Annotated in this window: 21 protein-coding genes and 4 tRNA genes; 1 reads left to right on the top strand and 24 read right to left on the bottom strand. The window is 68.0% G+C overall.

Going from position 1 to position 24,864, the window contains the following annotated elements; translation table 11 throughout:
- Window positions 1-20: 20 nt before the first annotated feature.
- The 10 genes from folC to leuC form a co-directional block, all read right to left on the bottom strand.
- A complete protein-coding gene (gene folC, locus BM297_RS14025; protein ID WP_092432563.1) occupies window positions 21-1,313 on the bottom strand; it encodes a bifunctional tetrahydrofolate synthase/dihydrofolate synthase in 1,293 nt (430 codons plus the stop codon).
- Window positions 1,310-2,206: an acetyl-CoA carboxylase, carboxyltransferase subunit beta gene (accD, locus tag BM297_RS14020; RefSeq protein WP_092432561.1), complete on the bottom strand. Its 897-nt coding sequence runs from the start codon at window positions 2,204-2,206 to the stop codon at window positions 1,310-1,312. Before accD ends, folC begins: the two co-directional genes overlap by 4 nt.
- A gap of 264 nt (window positions 2,207-2,470) precedes the next feature.
- Entirely contained in the window at window positions 2,471-3,091 is a 621-nt protein-coding gene (locus tag BM297_RS14015) for a phosphoribosylanthranilate isomerase (RefSeq protein ID WP_092432558.1), read from the bottom strand.
- 75 nt (window positions 3,092-3,166) lie between these two features.
- A complete protein-coding gene (gene truA, locus BM297_RS14010) occupies window positions 3,167-4,015 on the bottom strand; it encodes a tRNA pseudouridine(38-40) synthase TruA (RefSeq protein WP_092432755.1) in 849 nt (282 codons plus the stop codon).
- A gap of 5 nt (window positions 4,016-4,020) precedes the next feature.
- The gene (locus BM297_RS14005; RefSeq protein ID WP_092432556.1) at window positions 4,021-7,191 is read right to left on the bottom strand and encodes a motility hub landmark protein FimV; all 3,171 of its coding nucleotides are present in this window, start codon (window positions 7,189-7,191) and stop codon (window positions 4,021-4,023) included.
- 136 nt (window positions 7,192-7,327) lie between these two features.
- Window positions 7,328-8,323 carry an aspartate-semialdehyde dehydrogenase gene (locus tag BM297_RS14000; protein WP_092432554.1) on the bottom strand — a complete coding sequence of 332 codons (996 nt, stop codon included), beginning with the start codon at window positions 8,321-8,323 and terminating at the stop codon, window positions 7,328-7,330.
- 183 nt (window positions 8,324-8,506) lie between these two features.
- Complete coding sequence (asd, locus tag BM297_RS13995; RefSeq protein ID WP_092432550.1) at window positions 8,507-9,619, bottom strand: aspartate-semialdehyde dehydrogenase; 1,113 nt, start codon at window positions 9,617-9,619, stop codon at window positions 8,507-8,509.
- A 60-nt stretch (window positions 9,620-9,679) separates the two neighbouring features.
- Window positions 9,680-10,762 (bottom strand): 3-isopropylmalate dehydrogenase, encoded by a 1,083-nt coding sequence (leuB, locus tag BM297_RS13990; RefSeq protein WP_092432548.1) that lies wholly within the window; start codon window positions 10,760-10,762, stop codon window positions 9,680-9,682.
- Window positions 10,763-10,822: 60 nt separating this feature from the next.
- Window positions 10,823-11,470, bottom strand: coding sequence for a 3-isopropylmalate dehydratase small subunit (gene leuD / locus BM297_RS13985; RefSeq protein ID WP_092432546.1), 648 nt, complete (start codon window positions 11,468-11,470; stop codon window positions 10,823-10,825).
- Window positions 11,471-11,481: 11 nt separating this feature from the next.
- Entirely contained in the window at window positions 11,482-12,906 is a 1,425-nt protein-coding gene (gene leuC / locus BM297_RS13980) for a 3-isopropylmalate dehydratase large subunit (protein ID WP_092432544.1), read from the bottom strand.
- Window positions 12,907-13,029: 123 nt separating this feature from the next.
- On the opposite strand from leuC, the gene BM297_RS13975 reads away from it, so the two are divergent.
- The gene (locus BM297_RS13975; protein WP_092432542.1) at window positions 13,030-13,917 is read left to right on the top strand and encodes a LysR family transcriptional regulator; all 888 of its coding nucleotides are present in this window, start codon (window positions 13,030-13,032) and stop codon (window positions 13,915-13,917) included.
- 105 nt (window positions 13,918-14,022) lie between these two features.
- Here the strand turns inward: BM297_RS13975 and BM297_RS13970 are convergent, their stop codons facing one another.
- From BM297_RS13970 to moaB, 14 genes are all read right to left on the bottom strand, one after another.
- Complete coding sequence (locus tag BM297_RS13970) at window positions 14,023-15,012, bottom strand: tRNA dihydrouridine synthase (RefSeq protein ID WP_092432541.1); 990 nt, start codon at window positions 15,010-15,012, stop codon at window positions 14,023-14,025.
- Window positions 15,013-15,107: 95 nt separating this feature from the next.
- The gene (locus tag BM297_RS13965; RefSeq protein WP_092432539.1) at window positions 15,108-15,548 is read right to left on the bottom strand and encodes an acyl-CoA thioesterase; all 441 of its coding nucleotides are present in this window, start codon (window positions 15,546-15,548) and stop codon (window positions 15,108-15,110) included.
- Window positions 15,545-16,195 carry a bifunctional 4-hydroxy-2-oxoglutarate aldolase/2-dehydro-3-deoxy-phosphogluconate aldolase gene (locus BM297_RS13960; RefSeq protein WP_092432538.1) on the bottom strand — a complete coding sequence of 217 codons (651 nt, stop codon included), beginning with the start codon at window positions 16,193-16,195 and terminating at the stop codon, window positions 15,545-15,547. The genes BM297_RS13965 and BM297_RS13960 overlap by 4 nt, the downstream gene beginning before the upstream one ends.
- Window positions 16,196-16,197: 2 nt before the next feature.
- A complete protein-coding gene (edd, locus tag BM297_RS13955) occupies window positions 16,198-18,009 on the bottom strand; it encodes a phosphogluconate dehydratase (RefSeq protein ID WP_217648268.1) in 1,812 nt (603 codons plus the stop codon).
- Between the two features lie 127 nt (window positions 18,010-18,136).
- A complete protein-coding gene (gene pgl, locus BM297_RS13950; RefSeq protein WP_175526658.1) occupies window positions 18,137-18,820 on the bottom strand; it encodes a 6-phosphogluconolactonase in 684 nt (227 codons plus the stop codon).
- A gap of 70 nt (window positions 18,821-18,890) precedes the next feature.
- Window positions 18,891-19,298 (bottom strand): bacteriohemerythrin, encoded by a 408-nt coding sequence (locus BM297_RS13945; RefSeq protein WP_092432531.1) that lies wholly within the window; start codon window positions 19,296-19,298, stop codon window positions 18,891-18,893.
- 236 nt (window positions 19,299-19,534) lie between these two features.
- A tRNA-Glu gene (locus tag BM297_RS13940) sits at window positions 19,535-19,610 on the bottom strand.
- Between the two features lie 39 nt (window positions 19,611-19,649).
- Window positions 19,650-19,725: transfer RNA gene (locus BM297_RS13935), tRNA-Ala, on the bottom strand.
- Between the two features lie 44 nt (window positions 19,726-19,769).
- Window positions 19,770-19,845 (bottom strand) — tRNA-Glu (locus BM297_RS13930).
- Between the two features lie 48 nt (window positions 19,846-19,893).
- Window positions 19,894-19,969 (bottom strand) — tRNA-Ala (locus BM297_RS13925).
- A 177-nt stretch (window positions 19,970-20,146) separates the two neighbouring features.
- Window positions 20,147-21,628, bottom strand: a complete 1,482-nt coding sequence (gene gltX / locus BM297_RS13920; RefSeq protein ID WP_092432529.1) for a glutamate--tRNA ligase — start codon at window positions 21,626-21,628, stop codon at window positions 20,147-20,149.
- Window positions 21,629-21,775: 147 nt separating this feature from the next.
- Window positions 21,776-22,852 carry an NAD(P)-dependent alcohol dehydrogenase gene (locus tag BM297_RS13915; RefSeq protein WP_092432527.1) on the bottom strand — a complete coding sequence of 359 codons (1,077 nt, stop codon included), beginning with the start codon at window positions 22,850-22,852 and terminating at the stop codon, window positions 21,776-21,778.
- A gap of 104 nt (window positions 22,853-22,956) precedes the next feature.
- The gene (locus BM297_RS13910; protein ID WP_092432526.1) at window positions 22,957-24,153 is read right to left on the bottom strand and encodes a molybdopterin molybdotransferase MoeA; all 1,197 of its coding nucleotides are present in this window, start codon (window positions 24,151-24,153) and stop codon (window positions 22,957-22,959) included.
- The gene (gene moaB, locus BM297_RS13905) at window positions 24,150-24,689 is read right to left on the bottom strand and encodes a molybdenum cofactor biosynthesis protein B (RefSeq protein WP_092432524.1); all 540 of its coding nucleotides are present in this window, start codon (window positions 24,687-24,689) and stop codon (window positions 24,150-24,152) included. Before moaB ends, BM297_RS13910 begins: the two co-directional genes overlap by 4 nt.
- Window positions 24,690-24,864: the final 175 nt, after the last annotated feature.

Below are 24,864 nucleotides of genomic sequence, written 5' to 3'. Positions count from 1 at the left end.
TCCCTTATCCCTGGGCTGGCCTACGAACCACGGGCTGGCTGGTCGTGCTGCTCCAGCCAGTGCAAGGCCTCGGCCACACTGTAAAACGAGCCGAACACCAGAATTTCGTCATCCTCCGCCGCCTGATTCGCCTGCGCATCAAGCGCCGCGGCTATCGACGGCCAGGCACTCGCGCTGGCGCCACGCGCCTGCAGGGCTGCCTGCAACTCCTCGGCACTGCGGCTGCGCGGGGTCGGCAGCGGCGCCACCGCCCACTGCGCCACCACGTCAAGCAACGGCTCGATCACCCCCGGCAGATCCTTGTCGCCCAGCAAGCCGAACACCGCCAGGTGCCGCCCACGGGGCGGACGCTCGGCCAGGCGTCGGGCCAGGTACTGCGCCGCATGCGGGTTGTGACCGACATCCAGGAGCAGATTCAGCGTGCGACCCTGCCAGGATAGCCGACGACGATCCAGCCGCCCGGCGACGCGGGCCTGCTGCAGTGCCGCGGCCAGCGCCGGAGCGTGCCAGGGCAAATCCAGCAGGACGAAGGCCTGCAAGGCCAGCGCCGCGTTCTCCATCGGCAGGTCGAGCAGCGGCAGATCGGCGAGCTCCAGCGGCTGGCCGTCGGCGTCCACGCCGCGCCAGTGCCAGAACTGCTCGCCGAAGGCCAGATCGAAATCGCGCCCGCGCAAGCGCAATGGACAACCCAGCTGGCGCGCGCGCTCCAGTAGCACCGGCGGCGGATCGAGATCGCCGCACAGCACCGGCTTGCCGGCGCGGAAGATCCCGGCCTTTTCCACCGCTACGCTGTCGCGACTGTCGCCCAGCCACTCGACGTGATCGACGCCGATGCTGGTCACCACCGCCAGATCGGCATCCACCAGGTTGACCGCATCGAGACGGCCGCCGAGGCCGACCTCGAGCACCACGGCATCCAGCGCCGCGCGCTCGAACAGCCAGAAGGCCGCCAGGGTGCCCATCTCGAAATAGGTCAGGGAAGTCTCGCCACGCGCCGCCTCGACTGCGGCAAAGGCTTCGCACAGCGCTGCATCGCTGGCCTCGCCTTCCGGCAGCTGCACCCGTTCGTTGTAGCGCAGCAGGTGCGGCGAGCTGTACACGCCGACGCGCAGCCCGCTGGCACGCAGCAGGCTGGCGAGGAAGGCGCAGGTCGAACCCTTGCCGTTGGTGCCGGTGACGGTGATCACCCGCGGCGCCGGCCGGCCGAGATCAAGGCGTTCGAGCACCAGACGGGCACGCTCGAGCCCCATGTCGATGGACACGGGGTGCAGCTGCTCGAGGTAGCTCAGCCAGTCGGCGAGGCTGCGATTCATGCGCTGAGCGGTTCGGCAGCCACAGCGGTGGCCGGCGTCGGCTGATGGGTCAGCTGAGCCAGCAGGCGTGCCAGGCGCGGGCGCAGCTCGGCACGGGGGATGATCATGTCGATGGCGCCGTGTTCGAGAAGAAACTCGCTGCGCTGGAAGCCTTCCGGCAGCTTCTCGCGCACGGTCTGCTCGATCACCCGCGGGCCGGCGAAGCCGATCAGCGCCTTGGGCTCGGCGACGTTGACGTCACCGAGCATGGCCAGACTGGCCGACACGCCGCCATACACCGGGTCGGTCAGCACGGACACGTAGGGAATGCCCTCTTCGCGCAGGCGGGCGATGACCGCGGAGGTCTTGGCCATCTGCATCAGGGAGATCAGCGCTTCCTGCATGCGCGCGCCGCCAGAGGCGGAGAAGCAGATCAGCGGGCAGCGCTTTTCCAGGGCGACGTTGGCCGCACGCACGAAGCGCTCGCCGACGATGGCGCCCATGGAGCCGCCCATGAAGGAGAACTCGAAAGCGCAGGCGACCACCGCCAGCCCCTGCAGGGTGCCGCTCATGGCGACCAGCGCGTCCTTCTCGCCGGTGTCCTTCTGCGCCGCAGTCAGGCGATCCTTGTACTTCTTGCTGTCGCGGAACTTCAGGCGATCCACCGGCTCCAGATCGGCGGCGATTTCCTCGCGACCTTCGGCATCGAGGAAGAAGTCCAGGCGGGTGCGCGCGTTGATGCGCATGTGGTGATCGCACTTGGGGCAGACATCCAGGGTCTTTTCCAGCTCCGGGCGGTACAGCACCGTGTCGCAGGACGGGCACTTGTGCCAGAGCCCCTCGGGCACCGTACTTTTCTTCACCTCGGAACGCATGATCGAGGGGATCAGTTTGTCTACCAGCCAGTTGCTCATGCAGTGTTCTCCGTAGGCCCGGACTGGCGCGCAACAGGTGCGCCGCGCAGCTCCCAGAGCAGATTCACGATTGGGCCGCAGTCCGGTGCGACTCGTCCGGCAGACTTCGCTGCCGACACGACGTGCTCCGCGCCACTCGCGACCATGGTGCGTGCGGTCGCCACAGCGCCGTCACGCGATAAACCTTCACCAGCCAAGCCCGTGCTTGGCGGCAACCTCAGGCTAATGGACGGCGGCGCGGCGGCCACCGTCACATGAGCGGGTTCAGCCGGCGCGCACCGCCTCGACGAAAGCGCGCACCTTGGCGGCATCCTTGACGCCCTTGCTCGCCTCCACCCCGCCGCTGACATCCACGGCCCAGGGACGTACCTGGCGGATCGCCGCAGCGACATTTTCCGCCGTCAGCCCCCCGGCGAGGATGATCGGACAGCCGGGATCCCGCGGAACCAGCGACCAGTCGAAGGTCTCGCCGGTGCCACCCGGCACGCCGGCAACGAAGGTATCCAGCAGGATGCCCGCCGCCTGCGGAAACTCGGCGCAACGCGCCTGGATGTCCTCGCCGGGACGCACACGCAGGGCCTTGATGTACGGCCGGTGATAGCCGACGCAGTCTTCGGCCGTCTCGTCGCCGTGAAATTGCAGCAGATCCAGAGGAACCGCCGCGAGGATCTCGTTCAGCTCGTCGCGCGAAGCATTGACGAACAGGCCGACCGTGGTGACGAAGGGCGGCAGCGCGGCGATGATCGCGCGCGCCTGCTGCACGTCGACCGCGCGCGGACTCCGGGCGTAGAACACCAGACCGATGGCATCGGCCCCGGCCTCGGCAGCCAGCAGGGCATCCTCGATACGGGTAATCCCACAGATCTTGCTGCGAACGACTGGCAACGGACAGCTCCCTTGCGGACAAAGTCACGATGGTAACAAATGCCCGGCGAACCGTCAGCCGGCGCGCACCGCGCCTCAGTCGTCCAGCGCGGACAGGAAATGCGGACCTAGATAGCGCTGTGGCAACGAGAATTCGTCCGGGTATTCGACCTGGATCAGATACAGGCCATAGGGGTGCGCGGTGACCCCGCCACTGCGACGGTCACGTGCAGCCAGAATCTCTGCCACCCACTGCGGCTCGCGCTCGCCGGCGCCAATGGTCATCAGCACGCCAGCGATGTTGCGCACCATGTGATGCAGAAAGGCATTGGCGCGGACATCCAGGACGATGAAGCGCCCCTGCTCGATCACCCGCAGGTGATGCAGGGTCTTGATCGGCGACTTGGCCTGACACTTCAGGGCACGGAACGAGCTGAAGTCATGGGTGCCGACCAGTGTCTGCGCCGCCTCACGCATGCGCGCAGCGTCCAGCGGGCGGTGATTCCAGGTGACTTCCTCGGCCAGATGCGCCGGACGGATCGGGTCGTTGTAGATCACGTAGCGATAGCGCCGCGCCTTGGCGGAAAAACGCGCATGGAAGTGCGCCGGCATCGGCTTGGCCCAGGTCACGCTGATGTCGCCCGGCAGGTTGGCGTTGGCGCCCATCACCCAGGCCTTGAGCGGACGCTCGGCCGTGGTATCGAAATGCACCACCTGGCCACTGGCATGCACGGCGGCATCGGTACGCCCGGCGCAGAGCAGCGACACCGGCTCGGCCGCCACCTCGGACAGAGCCTTTTCGAGCACTTCCTGCACCGTCGGCACGCCCGGCTCCTGACGCTGCCAGCCTCGATAACGGGCACCCTTGTACTCGACGCCAAGGGCGATTCTGGAAACGCCTGCGGCAGCCACTTCGGCTGCCGCAGGCACTGCATGTTCAAGCATCATGTTCAGGCAATGCGACCCATCATCTCGCGCGCTTCCTGTTGCTGACTGGTGCTGCCCTCCTTGAGCACCTCATCGAGGATATCGCGGGCGCCGTCGGCATCCCCCATGTCGATATAGGCACGCGCCAGATCCAGCTTGGTCGCGGTCTCGTCGGTGTCGGCGAGGAAGTTGAAGTCCTCTTCGCCGGTCAATGCCGCAGCCGGCTCGATGACCAGTTCGTCGAGTGCCGGCAGCTCTGCCAGCGCCTGGGCCGCAGGAGCCGCCGCCGGTACGTCGGCAGCACCCGCCACGGGAAGCTCGCTCTGGGCGAGGAACTCGTCGAAGGCGGCATCCAGATCCTGCTCGACCTCCGTCCCGCTCAACGCCTGCAGCTCCAGCTCCAGATCATCCAGCTCCCCCAGCGCAGTCATCTCGGCCTCGCCCCCAGCTGCGGCCAGCGGCGCGGCAACCGGCTCGCTCAGCTCCAGATCGGCCAGCTCCAGGAGGAAGTCATCGGTCTCGTCAGCTGCCTGCGGTGCAGTCGCCAGCGGGGCGTCCAGCACCATCTGATCCAGCTCGGCCATCAGCGCATCGTCGGACTGCGCAGCGCCGGCCCCGGTATCCTGCAGCGGCTCGTCCAGGCTCAGCTGATCCAGCTCGGCGAACAGATCCTCGTCACTCTGCGCGACGTTGCCCGGCGCAGCCGCCTCGTTCGCCAGCGACTCATCCAGCGCAAAGTCAAAATCGTCCTCGCCGGCGAGTTGCGACGCCCCTTGCCCGCTGGCCGGCAGCTCCAGCGCAGCCAGATCCAGATCGAATGCCAGGTCGTCACTCTCGGCGGCCGCCAGCTCTAAGCTGGCGAGATCGCCGCCCGGCTCACCGGCCAACCCATCCAGGGTCAGTTCGTCGAGTTCCAGCGGCTGCTCGAGGGCAGCCCCCGAATTGGCCGCCAACTCGCGCTCGAGTTCGGCTTCCAGATCGTCGAGGCTCAGGTCGAAGCCCTCATTCAGCTCGGTACTCGATGCAGAAGCCTCACCCGGTGCCGCGTCGAGGGACAGATCATCGAGCGACAGGTCATCGAAGGAAAACTCGTCGTCCGGCTGCGGAGAGCGGCTGGCCACTGCGTCCTGCACTTGCTGCCCATCCGTCTCGCCATCCAGGCCATCGACGGCCGCAGCCAGTGCGACGCCGCCGGCAATGGCTGCGCCACTGGCCAGAATCTGCGGATAGCGGGCGCGCAACTGGTCGATCTGCGGCTGAGCACCACCGATCTCGCCGAGCTCGGCCTCCTGACGGACGAAGCCTTCACGGTCGCCCATCTCGGCATAGACCTCCATCAGCTTCAGACGCAGATCGGCGCGCTGCGGCTCCTCGTTCACCGCATTGCGCAGAATCTCGGCAGCCTGGGTGAAGCGACCGTAGGTGCTGTACATCTCAGCTTCGCCCAGCGGGTCGGCGCTCGCCAGCGGCGCGCCTCCCGCAGCAGCCGGGCCTTGCGCCGGCAGTGCGGCTTCGGCCGACTCGGCGACGGCCGAAGTGCCCCCCTTCGCCCCAGGCAGCTCTCCCACTTCCTGGAACAGCTGGGTCTCGTCCTCGGCCTGCTTGCGCGCCTTGCGGCGCGAACCGGCCAGCAGGCCCAGTCCGGCCAGCAGGGCCAGCGCGCCACCACCAGCGGCCAGCAGCAGCGGGTTGGCCAGTACCTCATCGACCAGGCTCGGCTCGTACACCGGAGCCGGGGCTGCCGGCGGGACGGCAGGCTTGGCCGGAGCGGGCTTGGGCGCCGCAGCGACCGGAGCGGCGGGCTTGCTCTCGGCAGCGACCGGAACCGCGGCATCGGCAGCCGGCTCGGCGCCTGGTGCGGGTGCCGCAGCGGCGTCCGCGCTACCCGCGGCGTCGGCCTGCGGCTTGTTCTCGAGCGGGGCTTCGGTTGTGCTTTCGTCAGCCGGCTGCACAGCCACGGCCGCGACCGGTGCCGCCTCGGCCCCGGCGGCCGGAGCGCTGTTGGCGGCAGCAGGCGTCGCCGCATCGGCCGCCAGGCCGCCCTGCAGCTTGGCCAGTTGTTCGTTCTTCAGCTCGATCAGGCGCTGCAGCTTGTCCAGCTGGCTCTGCAGATCGCCCAGACGCTCCTTGAGTTCCTGATTCTCGCGTTGCGAGGTCGCCAGGCTCTCCTGGTTGAGCGCCAGCTTGTCGGCCAGCCCCTGGCTGTCCGCGGCTGCGCCGCTGTCGCTGCCGCTGGTGGACTTGCCGCTGGCCGCCGAGACCAGACGCAGGTTGTCTTCGGCCGGCGCCTGGGCCGGAGCATTGCCGGCTTCGCTGCGACGGGTGGCATCCAGCTGGCGGGCAGCGGCGGCAACCGGCGGCACGGCACGGCCTTCGCGCCAGGCACTGTTCTGCGCCGCGACCTGAGCCAGCGCATCGGCCTGGCTGCGGCTGCGGATCTGCTGTTCGCTGGGCAGACGCAGCACCTGGCCGCTCTTCATGCGATTGATGTTGCCATCGAGGAAGGCGTTCGGATTGAGGTCCTGAATCGCCAGCATGGTCTGGTGGACCGACAGCGCACCGCTCGGGCGCGCCTGCTCGGCGATATCCCAGAGCGTGTCGTCACGGCCGACGCGATACTGGTCGCCCTCCAGACGCGAAGGTGCGCTGCTCGCCACCGGTGCCGCTGCACGTGCCGCAGGCGCCGAGGCGCTCGGCTGCGGACGGCTGACCGGTGCCGGCGCACTGACTCGCGGCGCCAGCGGCGCGGCCTGCGGCAGGCGCGGGGTCGCGGCGACCACGGTCTGCGGCGAGTACAGCGGCGGGTCGAGCAGCACGGTGTACTCGCGCAGCAGACGACCGTTGGGCCACAGCACCTCGATCAGGAAGTTCAGGTAGGGCTCGCGCACCGGCTTGCTGGAGGTGACGCGAATCACGCTCTTGCCGTTGGGCTTGAGCACCGGGGTGAACTTCAGGTCGGTGAGGAAGTAGGGACGGTCGACGCCGACCTTGTTGAACTCTTCGACGGCCGCCAGCGAGGGCAGCACCTCGTTACCACCGAGATCGCGCACCTCGAGCAGCTCGATTTCCGCATCCAGCGGCTGGTTCAGGGCTGACTTCAGCGATATTTCTCCCAACCCCAGCGCATGCGCCATGCCGGAGGTCAGCGCCGAAGCGGCGGCGATTGCTAGCACCAGTTTGCGAACCCGAACCATAGCGTTAATCCTTCGTTTCTTCTGTCTCGGCGAGCGAGTCGGTGGCATGACTGGCATCTGCCGCTGTCATGCAGCAGCCCCCGAAAATGCGCAGCCAGGATGGACAAAGCCGAAAAAAATGTCGGGGCAGTATCTTTTACAGGGTGTGTTTAAGCAACAACTCGGCCAGCTGTACGGCATTGAGTGCCGAACCTTTTCGCACATTATCTGATGCAATCCACAAATTGAGTTCGCGCGGGTCCTGCAGGCCTGCTCGCACCCGGCCCACATACACCAGATCCTGTCCCAGCGCGTCGCCGACGGCGGTGGGATAGTCGCCCTGCTCGACCAGTTCCAGCTCGGCGGCATCCTCCAGGCAGTGGCGAACCACCGGCAGATCGACCGGCTCGTCGCAGAGCAGGCTGACCGCCAGGCTGTCGCCGAAGAATACCGGCGCCTGCACGCAGGTGACGGCCACCGGCAGCTGCGGGGCACCCAGCACCTCGCCCAGCTCGCCGGCCAGGCGGCGCTCGTCACGGGCGTGCCCGTCGGGCATCTCGGCACTGGCCCGCGCCAGCAGGTTGAAGGCGACCTGGCGATCGAACAACTGCGGCTCCACCGGGCGGGCGTTGAGCAGCTGGGCGGTCTGCCGCGCCAGCTCCTCGATGCCATCGCGGCCGCGACTGGACACCGCCAGGCAGGCGGTGACGGTGACCCGCTGCAGACCGAGCACCTGGCGCAGGGTGCCGAGCACACTGGCCAGTGCCACCACCGCCGGCAACGGGCTGCGCAGCCAGCGACCGGCAGCCGCCGCCTGTGAATTGACTCCGGCCACCACGCAGGGCGCCTGCTGCGCCGACAGCGAACCGGTCAGATCGACCAGCGCACAGCCGGCGGCCTCGATGCGCGCCAACTGGGCCGCGGCCAGCGGCTCGAGCAGGAACACCAGGGCAACCGTGGCAAAGTCGAAGGTCTCCACGGCGCGGACCCGCAGGTTGCGCTCGCCGAAGGCTGCCACCTGGCTGCCGGCCTCACCGGCCGACAGCGGGTACAGGTTGCCGACCGGAAACTCGCGCTCGTCGAGGACCATCAGCAGCGTCTCGCCAATCAGCCCGGTGGCACCGATGACGGCGATATCGAAAGTCTTGCTCATGAGGCGGCCTCCTGCGAAATAGGCGCGAACTGTAGCGAGCGGACCGCCACTTGGGTAGCCCGCCGGGCGACGAACGGATCAGTGGATCTGCGGCCAAGCAGCCCCAGGCAGCCCATAAACGAGCAGACCCGCCGTGGCGGGTCTCTCTTTCGGGGTAGGTCAGGCGCAGGGCGCGCCCGCCTCTCAGCGTTCCAGCAGGATGCGCAGCATGCGGCGCAGCGGCTCGGCCGCGCCCCACAGCAGCTGGTCGCCGACGGTGAAGGCACCGAGGTACTGCGAGCCCATGTTGAGCTTGCGCAGACGACCGACCGGCACGCTGAGGGTACCGGTGACGGCAGTCGGGCTCAGCTCGCGCATGCTGATCTCGCGCTGGTTGGGCACCAGCTTGACCCAGGGGTTGTGCTGGCTGATCAGGCCCTCGATGTCGGCCAGCGGCACGTCCTTGTTCAGCTTGATGGTCAGCGCCTGGCTGTGGCAGCGCATGGCGCCGACGCGTACGCAGATGCCGTCCACCGGGATCGGGCTCTTGTTGCGTCCGAGGATCTTGTTGGTCTCGGCCTGGGCCTTCCACTCCTCGCGGCTCTGCCCGTTGGGCAGCTCCTTGTCGATGTAGGGGATCAGGCTGCCGGCCAGCGGCACACCGAAGTGGTCCACCGGGAACTCGGCGCTGCGCTGGGTCTCGGCGACCTTGCGGTCGATGTCGAGGATCGCGCTGGCCGGGTTGGCCAGGTCATCGGCCACCGCGGCGTTGATCACGCCCATCTGCTTGATCAGCTCGCGCATGTTCTGCGCACCGGCGCCGGAGGCGGCCTGGTAGGTCATGGCGCTCATCCACTCGACCAGACCGGCTTCGTAGAGGCCGCCGAGCGCCATCAGCATCAGGCTGACGGTGCAGTTGCCGCCGATGTAGTTCTTGCCGCCGGCATCCAGCGACTGGTCGATGACCTTGCGGTTGACCGGATCGAGGACGATGACCGAGTCATCGGCCATGCGCAGGCTGGAGGCCGCGTCGATCCAGTAGCCCTGCCAGCCGGCTTCGCGCAGCTTGGGGAACACTTCACTGGTGTAGTCGCCACCCTGGCAGGTGAGGATCACGTCGAGGGTCTTCAGCTCGTCGATGCTGTAGGCATCCTTCAGCGGGGCAATGTCCTTGCCGATGGACGGACCCTGGCCGCCGACGTTGGAGGTGGTGAAGAACACCGGCTCGATCAGGTCGAAATCGCGCTCTTCCAGCATCCGCTGCATGAGCACGGAACCCACCATACCGCGCCAACCGACAAGACCTACACGCTTCATCGCAACTACACCTTTCTCGAAAAAGTGGGGCCGCCCGCGACGGGGCGGCTCCCGGACAGCTTACAGATTACGCAGCGCGGCGACTACCGCATCGCCCATCTCGCGGGTGCCGACCTTCTGGCAGCCTTCCGACCAGATGTCGCCGGTGCGCAGGCCCTGGTCCAGCACGTTGCCGACCGCGCGCTCGATGGCGTCGGCGGCTTCGAGCTGGCCGAAGCTGTAGCGCAGCATCATCGACACCGAGAGGATGGTGGCCAGCGGGTTGGCGATGCCCTTGCCGGCGATGTCCGGCGCCGAGCCGTGGCACGGCTCGTACATGCCCTTGTTGTTGGCGTCCAGCGAGGCCGACGGCAGCATGCCGATCGAGCCGGTGAGCATGGAGGCCTCGTCGGAGAGGATGTCGCCGAACATGTTGTCGGTGACCACCACGTCGAACTGCTTGGGCGCCCGCACCAGCTGCATGGCGGCGTTGTCGACGTACATGTGCGACAGCTCGACGTCCGGGTAGTCCTTGGCCACTTCCTCGACCACGGCGCGCCACAGGCGGCTGGACTCCAGCACGTTGGCCTTGTCCACCGAGCACAGCTTCTTGCCGCGCAGGCGGGCCATGTCGAAGCCGACCTTGGCGATGCGACGGATCTCGCTCTCGCTGTAGGGCAGGGTGTCGAGGGCGTAGCGCTCGCCATTCTCCAGGGTGCGCAGCTCGCGCGGGCTGCCGAAGTAGATGCCACCGGTCAGCTCGCGGACGATGAGGATGTCCAGGCCGGCGACGATCTCCGGCTTGAGGCTGGAGGCGCCGGCCAGTTGCGGGTAGAGCAGCGCCGGGCGCAGGTTGCCGAACAGGCCCAGCTGCGAGCGGATCTTCAGCAGGCCCATTTCCGGACGCAGCGGACGGTCGAGGTTGTCCCACTGCGGACCGCCGACGGCGCCGAGCAGGATGGCGTCGGCGGCGCGGGCGCGCTCCAGGGTCTCGTCGGCCAGCGGGGTGCCGTACTTCTCGTAGGCCGCACCGCCCAGCTCGTCGTAGCTCAGCTCGAAGCCCAGGGCGTACTTGTCGTTGGCGACTTCCAGCACCTTGACCGCTTCGGCGACGATTTCCGGACCGATACCATCACCCGGGAAAACCAGAATCTGCTTGCTCATTGCTTGTCCTTGAGTTTGGTGGCCGGGGCGCGGGCATTGCCCGCCCCGGCGGGAAAGGGATTACTTGATCGCGCCGAACAGCCAGGGGCTGGTCTGCTTGTGCTTTTCCTCGAACGCACGGATGGCGTCGGCGTCCTGCAGGGTCAGGCCGATGTCGTCCAGACCGTTGAGCAGGCAGTGCTTGCGGAACGGGTCGATCTCGAAGGACAGCACCTTGCCGTCCGGACGGGTCACGGTCTGCGCGGCCAGGTCGACGGTCAGCTGGTAGCCCTCGGTCGCCTCGCACTGCTGGAACAGCTCGTCCACTTCCGCTTCCGGCAGGATGATCGGCAGCAGGCCGTTCTTGAAGCTGTTGTTGAAGAAGATGTCGGCGTAGCTCGGCGCGATGATGGTGCGGAAGCCGTACTCTTCCAGCGCCCACGGCGCGTGCTCGCGGGAGGAACCGCAGCCGAAGTTCTCGCGGGCCAGCAGCACGCTGGCGCCCTGGTAGCGCGGGAAGTTCAGCACGAAGTCCTGGTTCACCGGGCGGTTCGAGCAGTCCTGGTTCGGTTGGCCGACGTCCAGGTAGCGCCACTCGTCGAACAGGTTCGGACCGAAGCCGGTGCGCTTGATCGACTTGAGGAACTGCTTGGGAATGATCTGGTCGGTGTCGACGTTGGCGCGATCCAGCGGGCAGACCAGACCGGTGTGTTGGGTAAAGGCTTTCATTCAGACGATCCTCAGTTCAGCAGCTCACGCACATCGACGAAGTGGCCGGTCACCGCCGCGGCGGCAGCCATGGCCGGGCTAACCAGGTGGGTACGCCCACCGGCACCCTGACGGCCCTCGAAGTTGCGGTTGGAGGTGGAGGCGCAGTGCTCGCCACTCTCCAGGCGGTCCGGGTTCATCGCCAGGCACATGGAGCAACCCGGCTCGCGCCACTCGAAGCCGGCTTCGATGAAGATCTTGTCCAGCCCCTCGGCCTCGGCCTGCGCCTTGACCAGGCCCGAGCCCGGCACCACCAGCGCCTGCTTGACGGTGGCAGCGACCTTGCGGCCCTTGGCCACCACGGCAGCGGCACGCAGATCCTCGATCCGCGAGTTGGTGCAGGAGCCGATGAACACGCGGTCCAGCTGGATCTCGGTGATCGGCTGGTTGGCGGCCAGGCCCATGTACTTGAGGGCGCGGACGATGGAGTCGCGCTTGACCGGGTCGGCTTCCTGCGCCGGATCCGGCACGTTGGCATCGACCGGCAGCACCATCTCCGGCGAGGTGCCCCAGCTGACCTGCGGCTTGATGTCCTCGGCCTTGAGCTCGACCACGGTGTCGAACACCGCATCGGCGTCGGAAACCAGACCCTGCCACTGCGCGACGGCGGCATCCCAGTCGGCACCCTTGGGCGCGAAGGTACGGCCCTCGACGTAGGCGATGGTCTTGTCGTCGACGGCGACCAGACCGACGCGGGCGCCAGCCTCGATGGCCATGTTGCAGATGGTCATGCGCCCTTCCATCGACAGCTCGCGGATCGCGCTGCCGGCGAATTCCAGGGCATGGCCGTTGCCGCCGGCGGTGCCGATCTTGCCGATGATCGCCAGCACGATGTCCTTGGCGGTGACGCCGGCCGGCAGCTTGCCGTCGACCTTCACCTGCATGTTCTTCATCTTCTTGGCCACCAGGCACTGGGTCGCCAGCACGTGCTCGACCTCGGAGGTGCCGATGCCGTGGGCCAGCGCGCCGAAGGCGCCGTGGGTGGAGGTGTGCGAGTCGCCGCAGACCACGGTCATGCCCGGCAGGGTAGCGCCCTGCTCCGGGCCGACCACGTGGACGATGCCCTGGCGCTGGTCGTTCATCTTGAATTCGAGGATGCCGAAGTCGTCGCAGTTCTCGTCGAGGGTCTGCACCTGCAGGCGCGACACTTCGTCGTGGATCGACTCGAGGCCGCCCTGGCGCTCGGCCTTGGTGGTCGGCACGTTGTGGTCCGGGGTGGCGATGTTGGCATCCACGCGCCACGGCTTGCGCCCGGCCAGACGCAGACCTTCGAAGGCCTGCGGGGAGGTCACTTCGTGCAGGATCTGGCGGTCGATGTAGATCAGCGCCGACCCATCGTCGCGCTGCTTGACCAGGTGCATGTCCCAGAGCTTGTCATAAAGCGTCTTGCCGGCCACGGGGAACTCCTCATCGGTTGTTGCTGTATGCCCACAGGGCTTGTGCGGTCGATGCTAGGGGCTTGCCTTGGATAACACAAATTCATATTTTTCATGCTTTGGATAACCCCAAGGAATCCGAACATGGACCTGGCCAGCCTCGCCACCTTCATCGCCATCGCCGAAACCGGCAGCTTTTCCGCCGCCGGCGAACGCCTGCACCTGTCCCAGCCAGCGGTGAGCAAACGCATCGCCGCGCTGGAGCAGCAGCTGGAGGTGCGGCTGTTCGACCGCATCGGTCGCGAGATCAGCCTGACCGAGGCCGGCCGCGCCCTGCTGCCGCGCGCCTGGCAGATCCTCAACGTGCTGGATGACACGCGGCGGGCGCTGAGCAACCTCAACGGCGACGTCGGCGGCCGCCTGACCCTGGCCACCAGCCACCACATCGGCCTGCACAGGCTCCCTCCCCTGCTGCGCGCCTTCACCCGCGCCCATCCGCAGGTGGCGCTGGACATCCGCTTTCTCGATTCGGAGGTGGCCTACGAGGACGTGCTGCACGGACGCACCGAGCTGGCGGTGATCACCCTCGCCCCGCATACCGCCGCGCCGGTGCGCGCGGTGCCGGTATGGGACGACCCACTGGACTTCGTCGCCGCCCCCGAGCACCCGCTGGCCCACGGCGGGCCGGTGACCCTGGCCGAGGTGGCGCGCCATCCGGCGGTGTTCCCCGGCGAGAACACCTTCACCCACCACATCGTCCACCGCCTGTTCGAGGGCGCCGGGCTGGCGCCGAACGTGAGCATGAGCACCAACTATCTGGAGACCATCAAGATGCTGGTGTCGATCGGCATCGCCTGGAGCGTGCTGCCGCGCACCATGCTCGACGAACAGGTGGCGCGCCTGCCGCTGGAGGACATCCAGCTGAGCCGCCAGCTCGGCTACATCGTGCACACCGAACGCACCCTGTCCAACGCGGCGCGGGCGTTCATGCAGCTGCTGGATCAGGCGGGGGCCGCGGCGAAAATTGAGTAGACACACCGATCCCTGTGGGAGGCCCGCCTTCGGGGCGAAGCTGTTGGCCCGTTGGCGGTCCTGCAGCCCGCATCGCCGCGAGGGCGCGCCTCCTACAGGAACACCCTAAGCGGGGATGAACTCGGCTGCGACAGGCCCGGACAGTTCATCGACGCGCAGCCCGAACAGCACATCCAGCCGCGCGCAGTCATTGTCGCGACGGATGCTGTCGAACAGCGCCTGTGCCTCGGGATAGCTGCGCGTCAGCATCGCCAGCCACTGCTTGAGCCGGCCCGGCGCGTAGCGCGGTGCGAGCTTCTGCCGCGCCTTGCGCCAGAACAGGTGCAGCAGTGGCTGCAGCTCGGCCCAGCTCAGCGGCTCGGGCTCGCGGCCGACGCTGGCGGCGGCGATCTGTAGGGCCAGGTCCGGGCGCGACACCAGCCCGCGGCCGAGCATGATGTTGTCCGCCCCGCTCACTTCGCGGCAGCGCCGCCAGTCGTCGACCGTCCAGATCTCGCCGTTGGCATACACCGGCACCGCTACCGCTTCTTGCACCCGCGCCACCCACTCCCAGTGCGCCGGTGGCTTGTAGCCGTCGAGCTTGGTGCGCGCGTGCACCACCAGCATGGACGCCCCGCCGTCGACCAGGGCGCGCGCGCAGTCCAGCGCGCCGTCGGGGCTGTCGTAGCCCAGACGCATCTTCGCCGTCAGCGGCACCCCGGCCGGCAGCGTGGCGCTGACTTCGCGGGCGATGGCATGCAGCAGCTCCGGCTCCTTGAGCAGCACCGCACCGCCACGCGACTTGTTCACCGTCTTGGCCGGGCAGCCGAAGTTGAGGTCGACCACCGACACGCCGAGGCTGGCGGCGAAGGCGGCGTTGTCGGCCAGGCAGACCGGATCGGAGCCGAGCAGCTGCAGGCGCAGCGGCGTGCCGCTGGCGGTACTCCAGCCGCTGTCCAGCTCCGGCGCCAGCTTGCGGAAGCTGGCCAGCGGCAGCAGGCGGTCGCAGACGCGCACGAACTCGCTGACGCACCAGTCGACGCCGCCGACCTCGGTCAGCAGCTCGCGGAGGATTTCATCGACCAGCCCCTCCATGGGCGCCAGGGCAATCTGCACAGGGGAAGTTCTCGGCGAAAGGCAGGGCCGCGGATTCTAAAGGGATGCGCGGCGTCCGGCGAGCGGCAGGCTCGGCCCGTCGTCGGCAACGCCGTTCACTCCGCCGGTGCCACCAGCGCGCGGCCGTAACGCGCGATGAACTCCGCCGGCATGCGTCGCGGCTTGCCGCTGGACAGCTCGATGCAGGCGAAGCGGGTGCGCGCGCGCAGCAGGGTCGCGCCATCGGCCGGCCGCCACAGCTGGAACTGGCGCTGCATGCTCAGCCGGCCGTCCGAGGCGACGATCCAGGTGCCCAGCTGCAGGCGCTCGCCCTGACGGGCGGCGGCCAGGTAGTCGATCTCGTGGCGCACCACCGCCATCGCCCGGTCGAGGCGGCGGTAGTCGTCGATGGACAGGCCCAGCGACTGCGAGTGCGCCCAGGCGCACTGCTCCAGCCAGCCGACGTACACCGCGTTGTTGGCATGACCGAGGGCGTCGATGTGCTCGGCGCCGACCTCGATCGCCAGCACGAACGGTGCCGGCAGCTCCCAGTTCATGCACCACGCTCCAGGCTGGCCGACAGTGCGCAGGCCTCCTGGGCCAGCTGGGTGATCTGGTCCCAGGCGCGGGCGCGCACCAGGCTGCTCGGCGCCACCCAGGTACCGCCGACGCAGGCGACGTTGGGCAGACGCAGGAAGGTCGACAGGTTGTCCACCGTGATGCCGCCGGTCGGGCAGAAGCGGATGCCGTTGAACGGCTCCTTGAAGCTTTTCAGCATCTTCACGCTGGCCTCGCCGTTGGCCGGAAACAGCTTGAGCGAGCGATAGCCCTTCTCGATGGCGAACAGCACCTCCGAGGGCGTCATCGCCCCCGGCAGGTAGGGCAAGCCGACCGCCTCCGCCGCCGCGGCCAGACGCTCGGTGCAGCCCGGGCTGACGGTGAACTGCGCACCGGCGTCGCGCGCCTCGGCGAACTGCGCGGCATGGATCACCGTGCCGGCGCCAACCAGCAGCTGCGGCAGCTCGTGGCGGATCGCCGCCAGCGCCTCCAGAGCCCGCGGCGTGCGCAGGGTCACCTCCAGCACCTCGATACCGCCGGCATACAGGGCGCGCGCCAGATCGACCGCCAGGCCGGCATCCTCGATCACCAACACCGGCAGGACCGGGCGAGCCCGCTTCAGCACGTCATCCATCGTCAGACTCATCTTCACTCCTCCCAGTCCACAATCGAACCGCCCCGGTCGGCCGGTCCCGCCAGCCGCCGTTGCAGATTGAACAACTCCAGGCCGTAACCGACCGCCTGCGCCAGACTCGGCTCGGCGGACGTACGCGCCGCCCATTCGACGGCATCGACCGCGACCGCCAGCACGCCGCGGACGGCATCCACCTCGACCAGGTCGCCATCGCGCAGCAACGCCAGCGCGCCGCCGGCCGCCGCCTCGGGGGTGACGTGCAACGCCGCCGGCACCTGGCCGGAAGCCCCCGACAGACGCCCGTCGGTGACCAGCGCCACCTGCTGGCCGGCGGCCTGCAGGTTGGCCAGCAGCGGCATCAGCTTGTGCAATTCAGGCATGCCGTTGGCGCGCGGCCCCTGGAAGCGCACCACCAGCACCAGATCGCCGTTCAGCTCGCCGGCCTGATAGGCCACCTGCACCGCCTCCTGACACTCGAAGACGCGCGCCGGCGCACGCACCTGCCAGTGCGCGGGGTCCACCGCGGACGTCTTCAGCTGCGCGCGACCGAGATTGCCTTCGAGCAGCACCAGCCCGCCTTCGGGCGCGAAGGGCTCGGCCAGCGGCCGCACGATGTCGGGCGCCGGACTCTGCGCCGGCAGCTCGCGCCAGGCCAGCCGGTCGTTCTCCAGCCAGGCTTCGCGGGCGTAGTCGGCCAGACCCTCGCCGGCCACGGTCGGCACGTCGCCGTGCATGAGGCCACCACCGAGCAGCTCGCGGATGATCCACGCCGGGCCGCCGGCGGCCTGAAACTGGTTCACGTCGGCCTTGCCGTTGGGATAGACCCGCGCCAGCAGCGGCACCACCCTGGACAGCGCGGCGAAGTCCTCCCAGAGCAGCTCGTAGCCGGCGGCGCGGGCGATGGCCGGCAGGTGCAGGCCGTGGTTGGTCGAGCCACCACTGGCCAGCAGCGCCGCCACGGCATTGACCAGCACCCGGGCGTCGACCTGGCGGCCCAGTGGCAGCCAGCGCTCGCCCTGGCGGCTGTTGCGCGCCACCAGGCGCGCCGCCTCGGCGGTGAGCAGCGGGCGCAACGCCGACTCCGGCGGCGCGAAGGCGCTGCCCGGCACATGCAGGCCCATCGCCTCCATCAGCAACTGGTTGGTGTTGGCGGTGCCGTAGAAGGTGCAGGTGCCCGGCGCGTGGTAGGCCCCCAGTTCGGCCTCGAGCAGCTCCTCGCGGCTGGCCGCGCCGCGCGCATAGCGCTGGCGCACCGCCGCCTTCTCGCTGTTGCTCAGCCCGGACGGCATCGGCCCGGCCGGCACGAACACCGCCGGCAGATGGCCGAAGCGCAGCGCGCCGATCAGCAGGCCCGGCACGATCTTGTCGCACACGCCCAGGTACAGAGCGCCGTCGAAGATCGCATGGGTCAGGCCGATGGCCGCGGCCTGGGCGATCAGGTCGCGCGAGAACAGCGACAACTGCATGCCAGCCATGCCCTGGGTGATGCCGTCGCACATGGCCGGCACCCCGGCGGCGAACTGCGCGCTGGCGCCATGCCTAGCCAGCGCGGCCTTGAGCTGCTCGGGGTAGTCGTGCAGCGGCTGGTGCGCGGAAAGCAGGTCGTTGTAGCTGGAGACGATGGCGATATGCGGCGAGCCGCCGTGGCGCATGATCAGCTGCTCGTCGTGCGGCTGGGCGGCCAGCGCATGGGCCAGGTTGGAGCAGCCGATCTGCCGGCGCGGCTCGCGTGCGGCCGCCTCGTCGACACGCGCCAGGTAGCGCGCGCGGCGCTCGGCGGAGCGCGCGGCGATGCGCGCGGTCACGGCCTCGACAACAGGGTGCAGCATGGCGACTCCTCGACTGAAGGCGTGGGGGCGCGAGCATGCCGCAGCGCAACACAACCCGCCCCATGAGGCCGTCAGTTTACCAGCACCGCGAATACCCGAGTGCGACAGTTGAGCATTGGCCGGATCAGGGTGCCCAGTGGATCTGCAGCCGACTACCGGCCTGCCGCACCAGCGCATGCACCGGCAGCCGACGGGTCTGCGGCCGGTCGGCGAGCACCGCCTCGAGCAGTTCACGCTTGGCGCTGCCGAACACCAGCAGGCCCAGCCAGCCGCTGCGGCGCAGCAGCGCGAGATTGGCGGAGAGGCGCAGCTGCGGCGCGACCGGCGCGGTGCCGACCAAGACCGCCGGCGCGGCGTCCCCGGCCAGGGCCGAGGCAAGTCCCGGCATGCCGGGAAACAATGAGGCTATATGGCCATCCTCGCCCATACCCAGCAGCACCGCGCTCAACGGCAGCCAGCCCGCCAGCCGCTCGCCCCAGGCCTGCGCGGCCTCCTCCGGGGTCTGCCCCTGGCGCGGATCGAGAAGCCGCGCCTGCGGCAGGGCCGTGCGCAGCAGCTGCAGGTTGCTGGCGGCATCGTCCACTGCCACCCAGCGCTCGTCGGTGGGGCTGAGCTCGACCCGCGACCAGTCCAGCGTCTCGCCAGCCAGCCGCTGCAACAGCGGCGCAGGGCTCTGCCCTCCCGCCAGCAGCAGGCGCGCCCGCCCGCCGTCCTGCAGGTCGGCACGCAGACGCCCGGCCAGCACCTGTGCCAGCTCGTTGGCGCAGGCGTCACGGTCGGGATGCAGATACAGGGAGGGAGAGTTCATCAGGCGGCTCCACAGGACGGAATGCCCGCCATGATGGAGCATTCGTCCTGTGGCGCAACAGCCGGCCGGTTCAGTGCACGCCGTTGTCGCGGAAGAAGCTGACGTAGGCCTTGTCGACCTTGAGGATGTGATGGGTCAGCCACTCGGCGAGCAGATCGAGGGTCTCGCTTCCGGAGATTTCGCCCGCGTCGTGGCGCTGCAGCAGGTCCATGATCTGCGCGGTGAACTTGTCGTGCTGGGCCTTGTGCGCCTCGGTCTCCGGGTAACCGAGGCGGTGGAAGATCTCCTCCTCGACGATGAAGTGATTCATGGTGTAGTCCATCAATCCTTCCAGCACCTCGCCAATCTCGGCGGCATCCGGCTCGGCGCTGACCAAGCGATCGAACAGCTCGTTGGTCTTGTCGACCAGCCAGCGATGCTGTTCGTCGATCAGCTTGATGCCGACTTCGAGTTCACTGCTCCATGGCATGAAAGTCATGTCTTCTGTCCGTCCCGTGATTCGTTATCGTTTTTTATATGAATGGCTGCCAGACATTACGGCCGAAGCAGCTTATCCCGTACAAAAAGTGCGGACAACGTATCAGACGCGCTTGACGAGGAAATGACCTGCAGCAAGGCCACACGCCGAAGGAGGCAACGGAAGGAATTCGGGGGAGAAAAACAAAAAGGGCCACTCAATACTGAGTGACCCTCTTGATCCCAGAGCGGGAAAATTGGCGTCCCCTAGGGGACTCGAACCCCTGTTACCGCCGTGAAAGGGCGGTGTCCTAGGCCACTAGACGAAGGGGACGTAAACCTTCGTACGATCCGCAGGCGAATCGCTGGAAATTGGTGGAGCTAGACGGGATCGAACCGTCGACCTCTTGCATGCCATGCAAGCGCTCTCCCAGCTGAGCTATAGCCCCGATACTGCTTCGGCTGCAGCCCTTGTCGGCGCTGCGCTGGAAATTGGCGTCCCCTAGGGGACTCGAACCCCTGTTACCGCCGTGAAAGGGCGGTGTCCTAGGCCACTAGACGAAGGGGACTTTAACCTTCGTACAACCCGCCAGACTTCGGCGTGTTGCTGGATAATTTGGTGGAGCTAGACGGGATCGAACCGTCGACCTCTTGCATGCCATGCAAGCGCTCTCCCAGCTGAGCTATAGCCCCACTTTCGTGAGCGCCTTCACTGCGAACCAGGTTCGTCGTGAAGACGGGGCGCATGTTAATGGCGACCTGAAAACCCGTCAACACTTTTTTCGTTTTTTTCTTAAAAGATTTCGCAGGCAGAACAACCACTTACCTCAAGCGAGAGGATGGCGGGACTGGCCCGCCATCCCTGCCGGCTCACTCGATGGAAGCGAGCAGCTTCTCCCACTCCTTGGTTTCCTTCTTCGACACGCCGCCGAGCAGCTCGACGGCCTGGCGCAGGCGGAAGCGCGACAGGTCCGGACCGAGGATCTCCATGGCATCGAGCACCGACACCGAGCTGGCCTGGCCGCTGATGGCCGGGAAGATCAGCGGCATCAGGTCACGCAGCTTGAGGCCCAGGTGCTCGGCAACCTTCTGGATGATCGCGGTGATGTTGTCCTTGTTCCACTGGCGCAGCGCTTCCAGCTTCCAGAGGATCAGCTGCAGTACCTGGCGCACCTGCTCGGGCGACAGCTTCTTGTGCTCGAACAGCTTGGCGTCCGGGCTCACCCCGCCCATGAAGAAGAAGCCGGCCAGCGGCGCCAGCTGGCTGAAGGTCTCCACGCGGTTCTGCACGTGCGGGGCGATCTGCATCAGGTACTGCGGGTTGAGCGCCCACTTCTGCACTTCGGCGGCGAACAGCTCGACCGGCAGCTCGCGCAGCCACTGGCCGTTGAGCCAGGACAGCTTGTCGACGTCGAAGATCGGCCCGCCGAGCGACACGCGGCTGACATCGAAGTGCTCGATCATCTCGGCCAGCGAGAACTTCTCGCGCTCGTCGGGCATCGACCAGCCCATGCGCCCCAGGTAGTTGAGCATGGCTTCCGGCAGGTAGCCCATGCGCTGGTAGAAGGTCACCGAGGTGGGGTTCTTGCGCTTGGACAGCTTGCTCTTGTCCGGATTGCGCAGCAGCGGCATGTAGCACAGCACCGGCTGCTCCCAGCCGAAGTACTCGTACAGCTTGATCAGCTTGGGCGCCGACGGCAGCCACTCTTCGCCGCGCAGCACGTGGGTGATGCCCATCAGGTGGTCGTCGACCACGTTGGCGAGGAAGTAGGTGGGCAGGCCGTCGGTCTTCATCAGCACCTGCATGTCCATGCGATCCCAGGGGATCTCCACCTCGCCGCGCAGCATGTCCGGCACCACGCAGACGCCCTCGCTCGGCACCTTCATGCGCACCACGTGGGCCTCGCCGGCGGCGATGCGCTGCTGCGCCTGCTGCGGATCGATGTGCATGCAGTGGCCGTCGTAGCGCGGGGTTTCCTTGTTGGCCATCTGCTCGGCGCGCACCGCGTCGAGGCGCTCAGCGCTGCAGAAGCAGGGGAAGGCGTGGCCCTTGGCGACCAGCTCGTCCGAATACTGCTTGTAGATCGCGCCGCGCTCGCTCTGCCGGTACGGGCCGTGCGGGCCGCCGACGTCCGGCCCCTCGTCCCACTCGATGCCCAGCCAGCGCAGGGCGTCGTAGATCTGCTGTTCGGACTCGCGGGTCGAACGCAGCTGGTCGGTATCCTCGATGCGCAGGATGAACTGACCGCCGTGCTGGCGGGCGAAGCATAGGTTGAACAGGGCGATGTAGGCGGTGCCGACGTGCGGGTCGCCGGTGGGCGACGGCGCGATGCGGGTACGAACGGTGGTCATGGCGACTCTCGGACTGAGCGTTGATGCAAAGGCGCGATGTTAGCAGCCACGCGGCCTCCGGCTCCACTCCGGCTCCAGCCGCAGCCGCGTGCGCCACAAACGACGAAGCCCGGACGCGGCCGGGCTTCGTCGACTGCAGGGCAACCCTCAGAACGGCTTGATCGCCACCTTGAGCACCCCGTCGCGCTGGTGGCCGAACAGGTCGTAGGCCTCCACGATCTGCTCCAGCTTGTACTCGTGGGTCACCAGCAGGCCCAGATCGACCCGCCCGGAGGCCACCACATTGAGCAGGCGGCGCATGCGCTCCTTGCCGCCCGGGCACAGCGAGGTGACGATCTTGTTGTCGCCCAGACCGGCATGGAAGGCGCCCAGCGGAATGGTCAGGTCGCTGGAGTACACGCCCAGACTGGACAAGGTGCCGCCCGGCTTGAGCACACGCAGAGCGCTCTCGAAGGTCGACTGCAGGCCGAGCGCCTCGATCGAGGCATCCACACCACGGCCGCCGGTCAGCTTGAGGATTTCGTCGACCACGTCGACTTCGCGGAAGTTGAGGGTGACGTCGGCGCCCAACTGCCTGGCGATCTGCAGGCGCTCGCTCACTCCGTCGATGGCGATGATCATGCTCGCCCCGCGCAGCTTGGCACCGGCGGTGGCGCACAAGCCGATCGGTCCCTGGGCGAACACCGCGACGATGTCGCCGATCTTGATGTTGGCCGCCTCGGCGCCGGCGAAGCCGGTGGACATGATGTCCGGGCACATCAGCACCTGCTCGTCACTGAGGCCATCCGGCACCGGCGCCAGGTTGGCCTGGGCGTCGGGCACCAGCACGTACTCGGCCTGGGTGCCATCGATGGTGTTGCCGAAGCGCCAGCCGCCCATCGGCTTGTAGCCGTGGCAGGTGCAGCCGCCGTCCTGGGAGGACAGACCATCCTGACTGGCGTAGGAGTTGAAGCTCGGGCAGATCGCCCCGGCGATCACCCGCTGACCCTCCTGGTAGCCCTGCACGTTGCTGCCGAGTTTCTCGATGATGCCCACCGGCTCGTGGCCGATGGTCAGCCCCGGCGCCACCTGGTACTCACCCTTGAGGATGTGCACGTCGGTGCCGCAGATGGTGGTGGTGGTGATGCGCACCAGCGCATCGTTCGGCCCCACCGGCGGGATCGGCTTGTCGACCAGCTCGATGCGGCCGGGGGCCACGAATACCGCTGCTTTCATCATCGTCATCGGAACACTCCTTAGTACCAATGGAGCCGGGCAAGCCGGCCTGGACAGGCATTCACTCTAGTCCAGCGCCGATGACAACGACATGCCCGAGGTCATGGCCGCGCTCAGAACAGCTCGCTGAGCGGGATGAAGGTCACCGCATCGCCCTCCAGCAGGGTGCTGCCCTCGCGGACCTCGACCAGGCCGTCGGCCCAGGCGGCGCTGCGCAGCACGCCGGAACTCTGGTTGGGATGCAGCACCGCCCTGCCCTGCTCCAGCCGCCCGCGGAGGAATTCGCGACGCCCGCCGGCCTTCGACCAGACGAAGCCGGCCGGCACGCTGAAGCGCAGCGGTTCGAGACGCGTGGCGCCGAGCCGGCGCAGCAGGTAGGGACGCACCAGCAACCCGGCGGTCACCAGGGTCGCCGCCGGGTTGCCGGGCAGACCGATCAGCGGCGTGCCGCGATAATGTCCGCAGGTCAGCGGCTTGCCCGGCTTGAGCGCCAACTTCCACAGGGTCAGCTCACCCTCCTCGCGCAGCACCTGGCCGAGGAAGTCCGCCTCGCCCACCGACACGCCGCCGGTGGAAAGGATCAGGTCGGCCGCGCCCAGCGCCGCGAGGCGCGCGCGGGTCTGCGCCAGATCGTCGGGAAGGATGCCGGCGTCCAGCACCTCACAGCCCAGCCGGATCAGCCAGGCCGCCAGCAAGGCCCGGTTGCTGTTGTAGATCTGCCCGGCGCCGAGCGGCTGGCCCGGCTCGACCAGTTCGTCGCCGGTGGACAGCAGCGCCACCCGCGGCCGGCGACGCACCTCGACCTGCGCCACGCCGAGCGAAGCGACCAGGCCCAGCTCCACCGGCCCCAGACGACTGCCGGCCTCCAGCAGGACTTCGCCGCTGGTCACCTCCTGGCCACGCGGGCGGACGTTCTGCCCCAGACGCAGCGGCTCACGGAAGCGCACCCGGCCATCGGCCAGCACTTCGACGTTCTCCTGCATCTCCACCGTGTCGGCACCCTCGGGCAGCGGCGCGCCGGTGAAGATGCGCGCGCAGCTGCCCGGCTGCAGCGCAACCGGCGCCTGGCCGGCGAAGATCTGCTGGCTGACCGCCAGCGGCTCGCCGGTCCAGTCGGCCAGGCGCAGGGCGTAGCCGTCCATCGCGCTATTCGGCCAGGGCGGCAGATCGAGCCCGGCAACCAGCGGCGCCGCCAGCACCCGCCCCTCGGCGGCGGCGGCCGGGATGCATTCGGTCTCGACGACCGGCTCGGCCGCGGCCTGCGCCAGCAGGCGCGCCAGCGCCTCTTCCAGCGGCAGCAGCGCACTCATCCGCGCGACTCGCAGGCCGGCGCCTGCTTGAGGTGGGCGACGAAGTTGCACGGCCGATGTCGCACATCCAGCTGACTGGCGAGGATGCCGTCCCAGCCGGTGCGGCATGCATTGGTCGAGCCGGGCAGGCAGCACACCAGGGTGCCGTTGGCCAGCCCGGCCAGGGCGCGCGACTGGATGGTCGAGGTGCCGATGTCGTCGAAGGAGATCTGCCGGAACAGCTCGCCGAAGCCGTCCACCTGCTTGTCGAGCAGGCAGGCCACCGCCTCGGGAGTGCTGTCGCGGCCGGTGAAGCCGGTGCCGCCGGTGATCAGCACCACCTGCACCTCGTCCTCGGCGATCCACTGCGCCACCTGGGCGCGGATTCGGTACAGGTCGTCCTTGAGCAGCACGCGCGCCGCCAGATGGTGGCCGGCACCCTGCAGGCGCTCGACCAGCAGGCCACCGGAGGTATCGGTGTCCAGGCTACGGGTATCGCTGACCGTCAGGACGGCGATGTTCAGGGGAACGAAAACGCTCTCGGCATGCTTGCTCATCAAGGGGGCTCCACGCGTGATTGGGGATGAAAAACGACTGACCGGATTTATAGCACCAACCTAGCACCAACCGGGCCAACTGCACCCGCGGCACTTGCGCGCCATTCCGGGATGCGGAAATTTTGATTTTTTTTCAGCTAACCCCTTGTGCCCCATAAGTTTTTCTGTAGAATGC

The organism is Geopseudomonas sagittaria, assembly GCF_900115715.1.
GTDB lineage: Bacteria > Pseudomonadota > Gammaproteobacteria > Pseudomonadales > Pseudomonadaceae > Geopseudomonas > Geopseudomonas sagittaria.
This window is presented reverse-complemented; position numbering and strand designations above follow the sequence as displayed.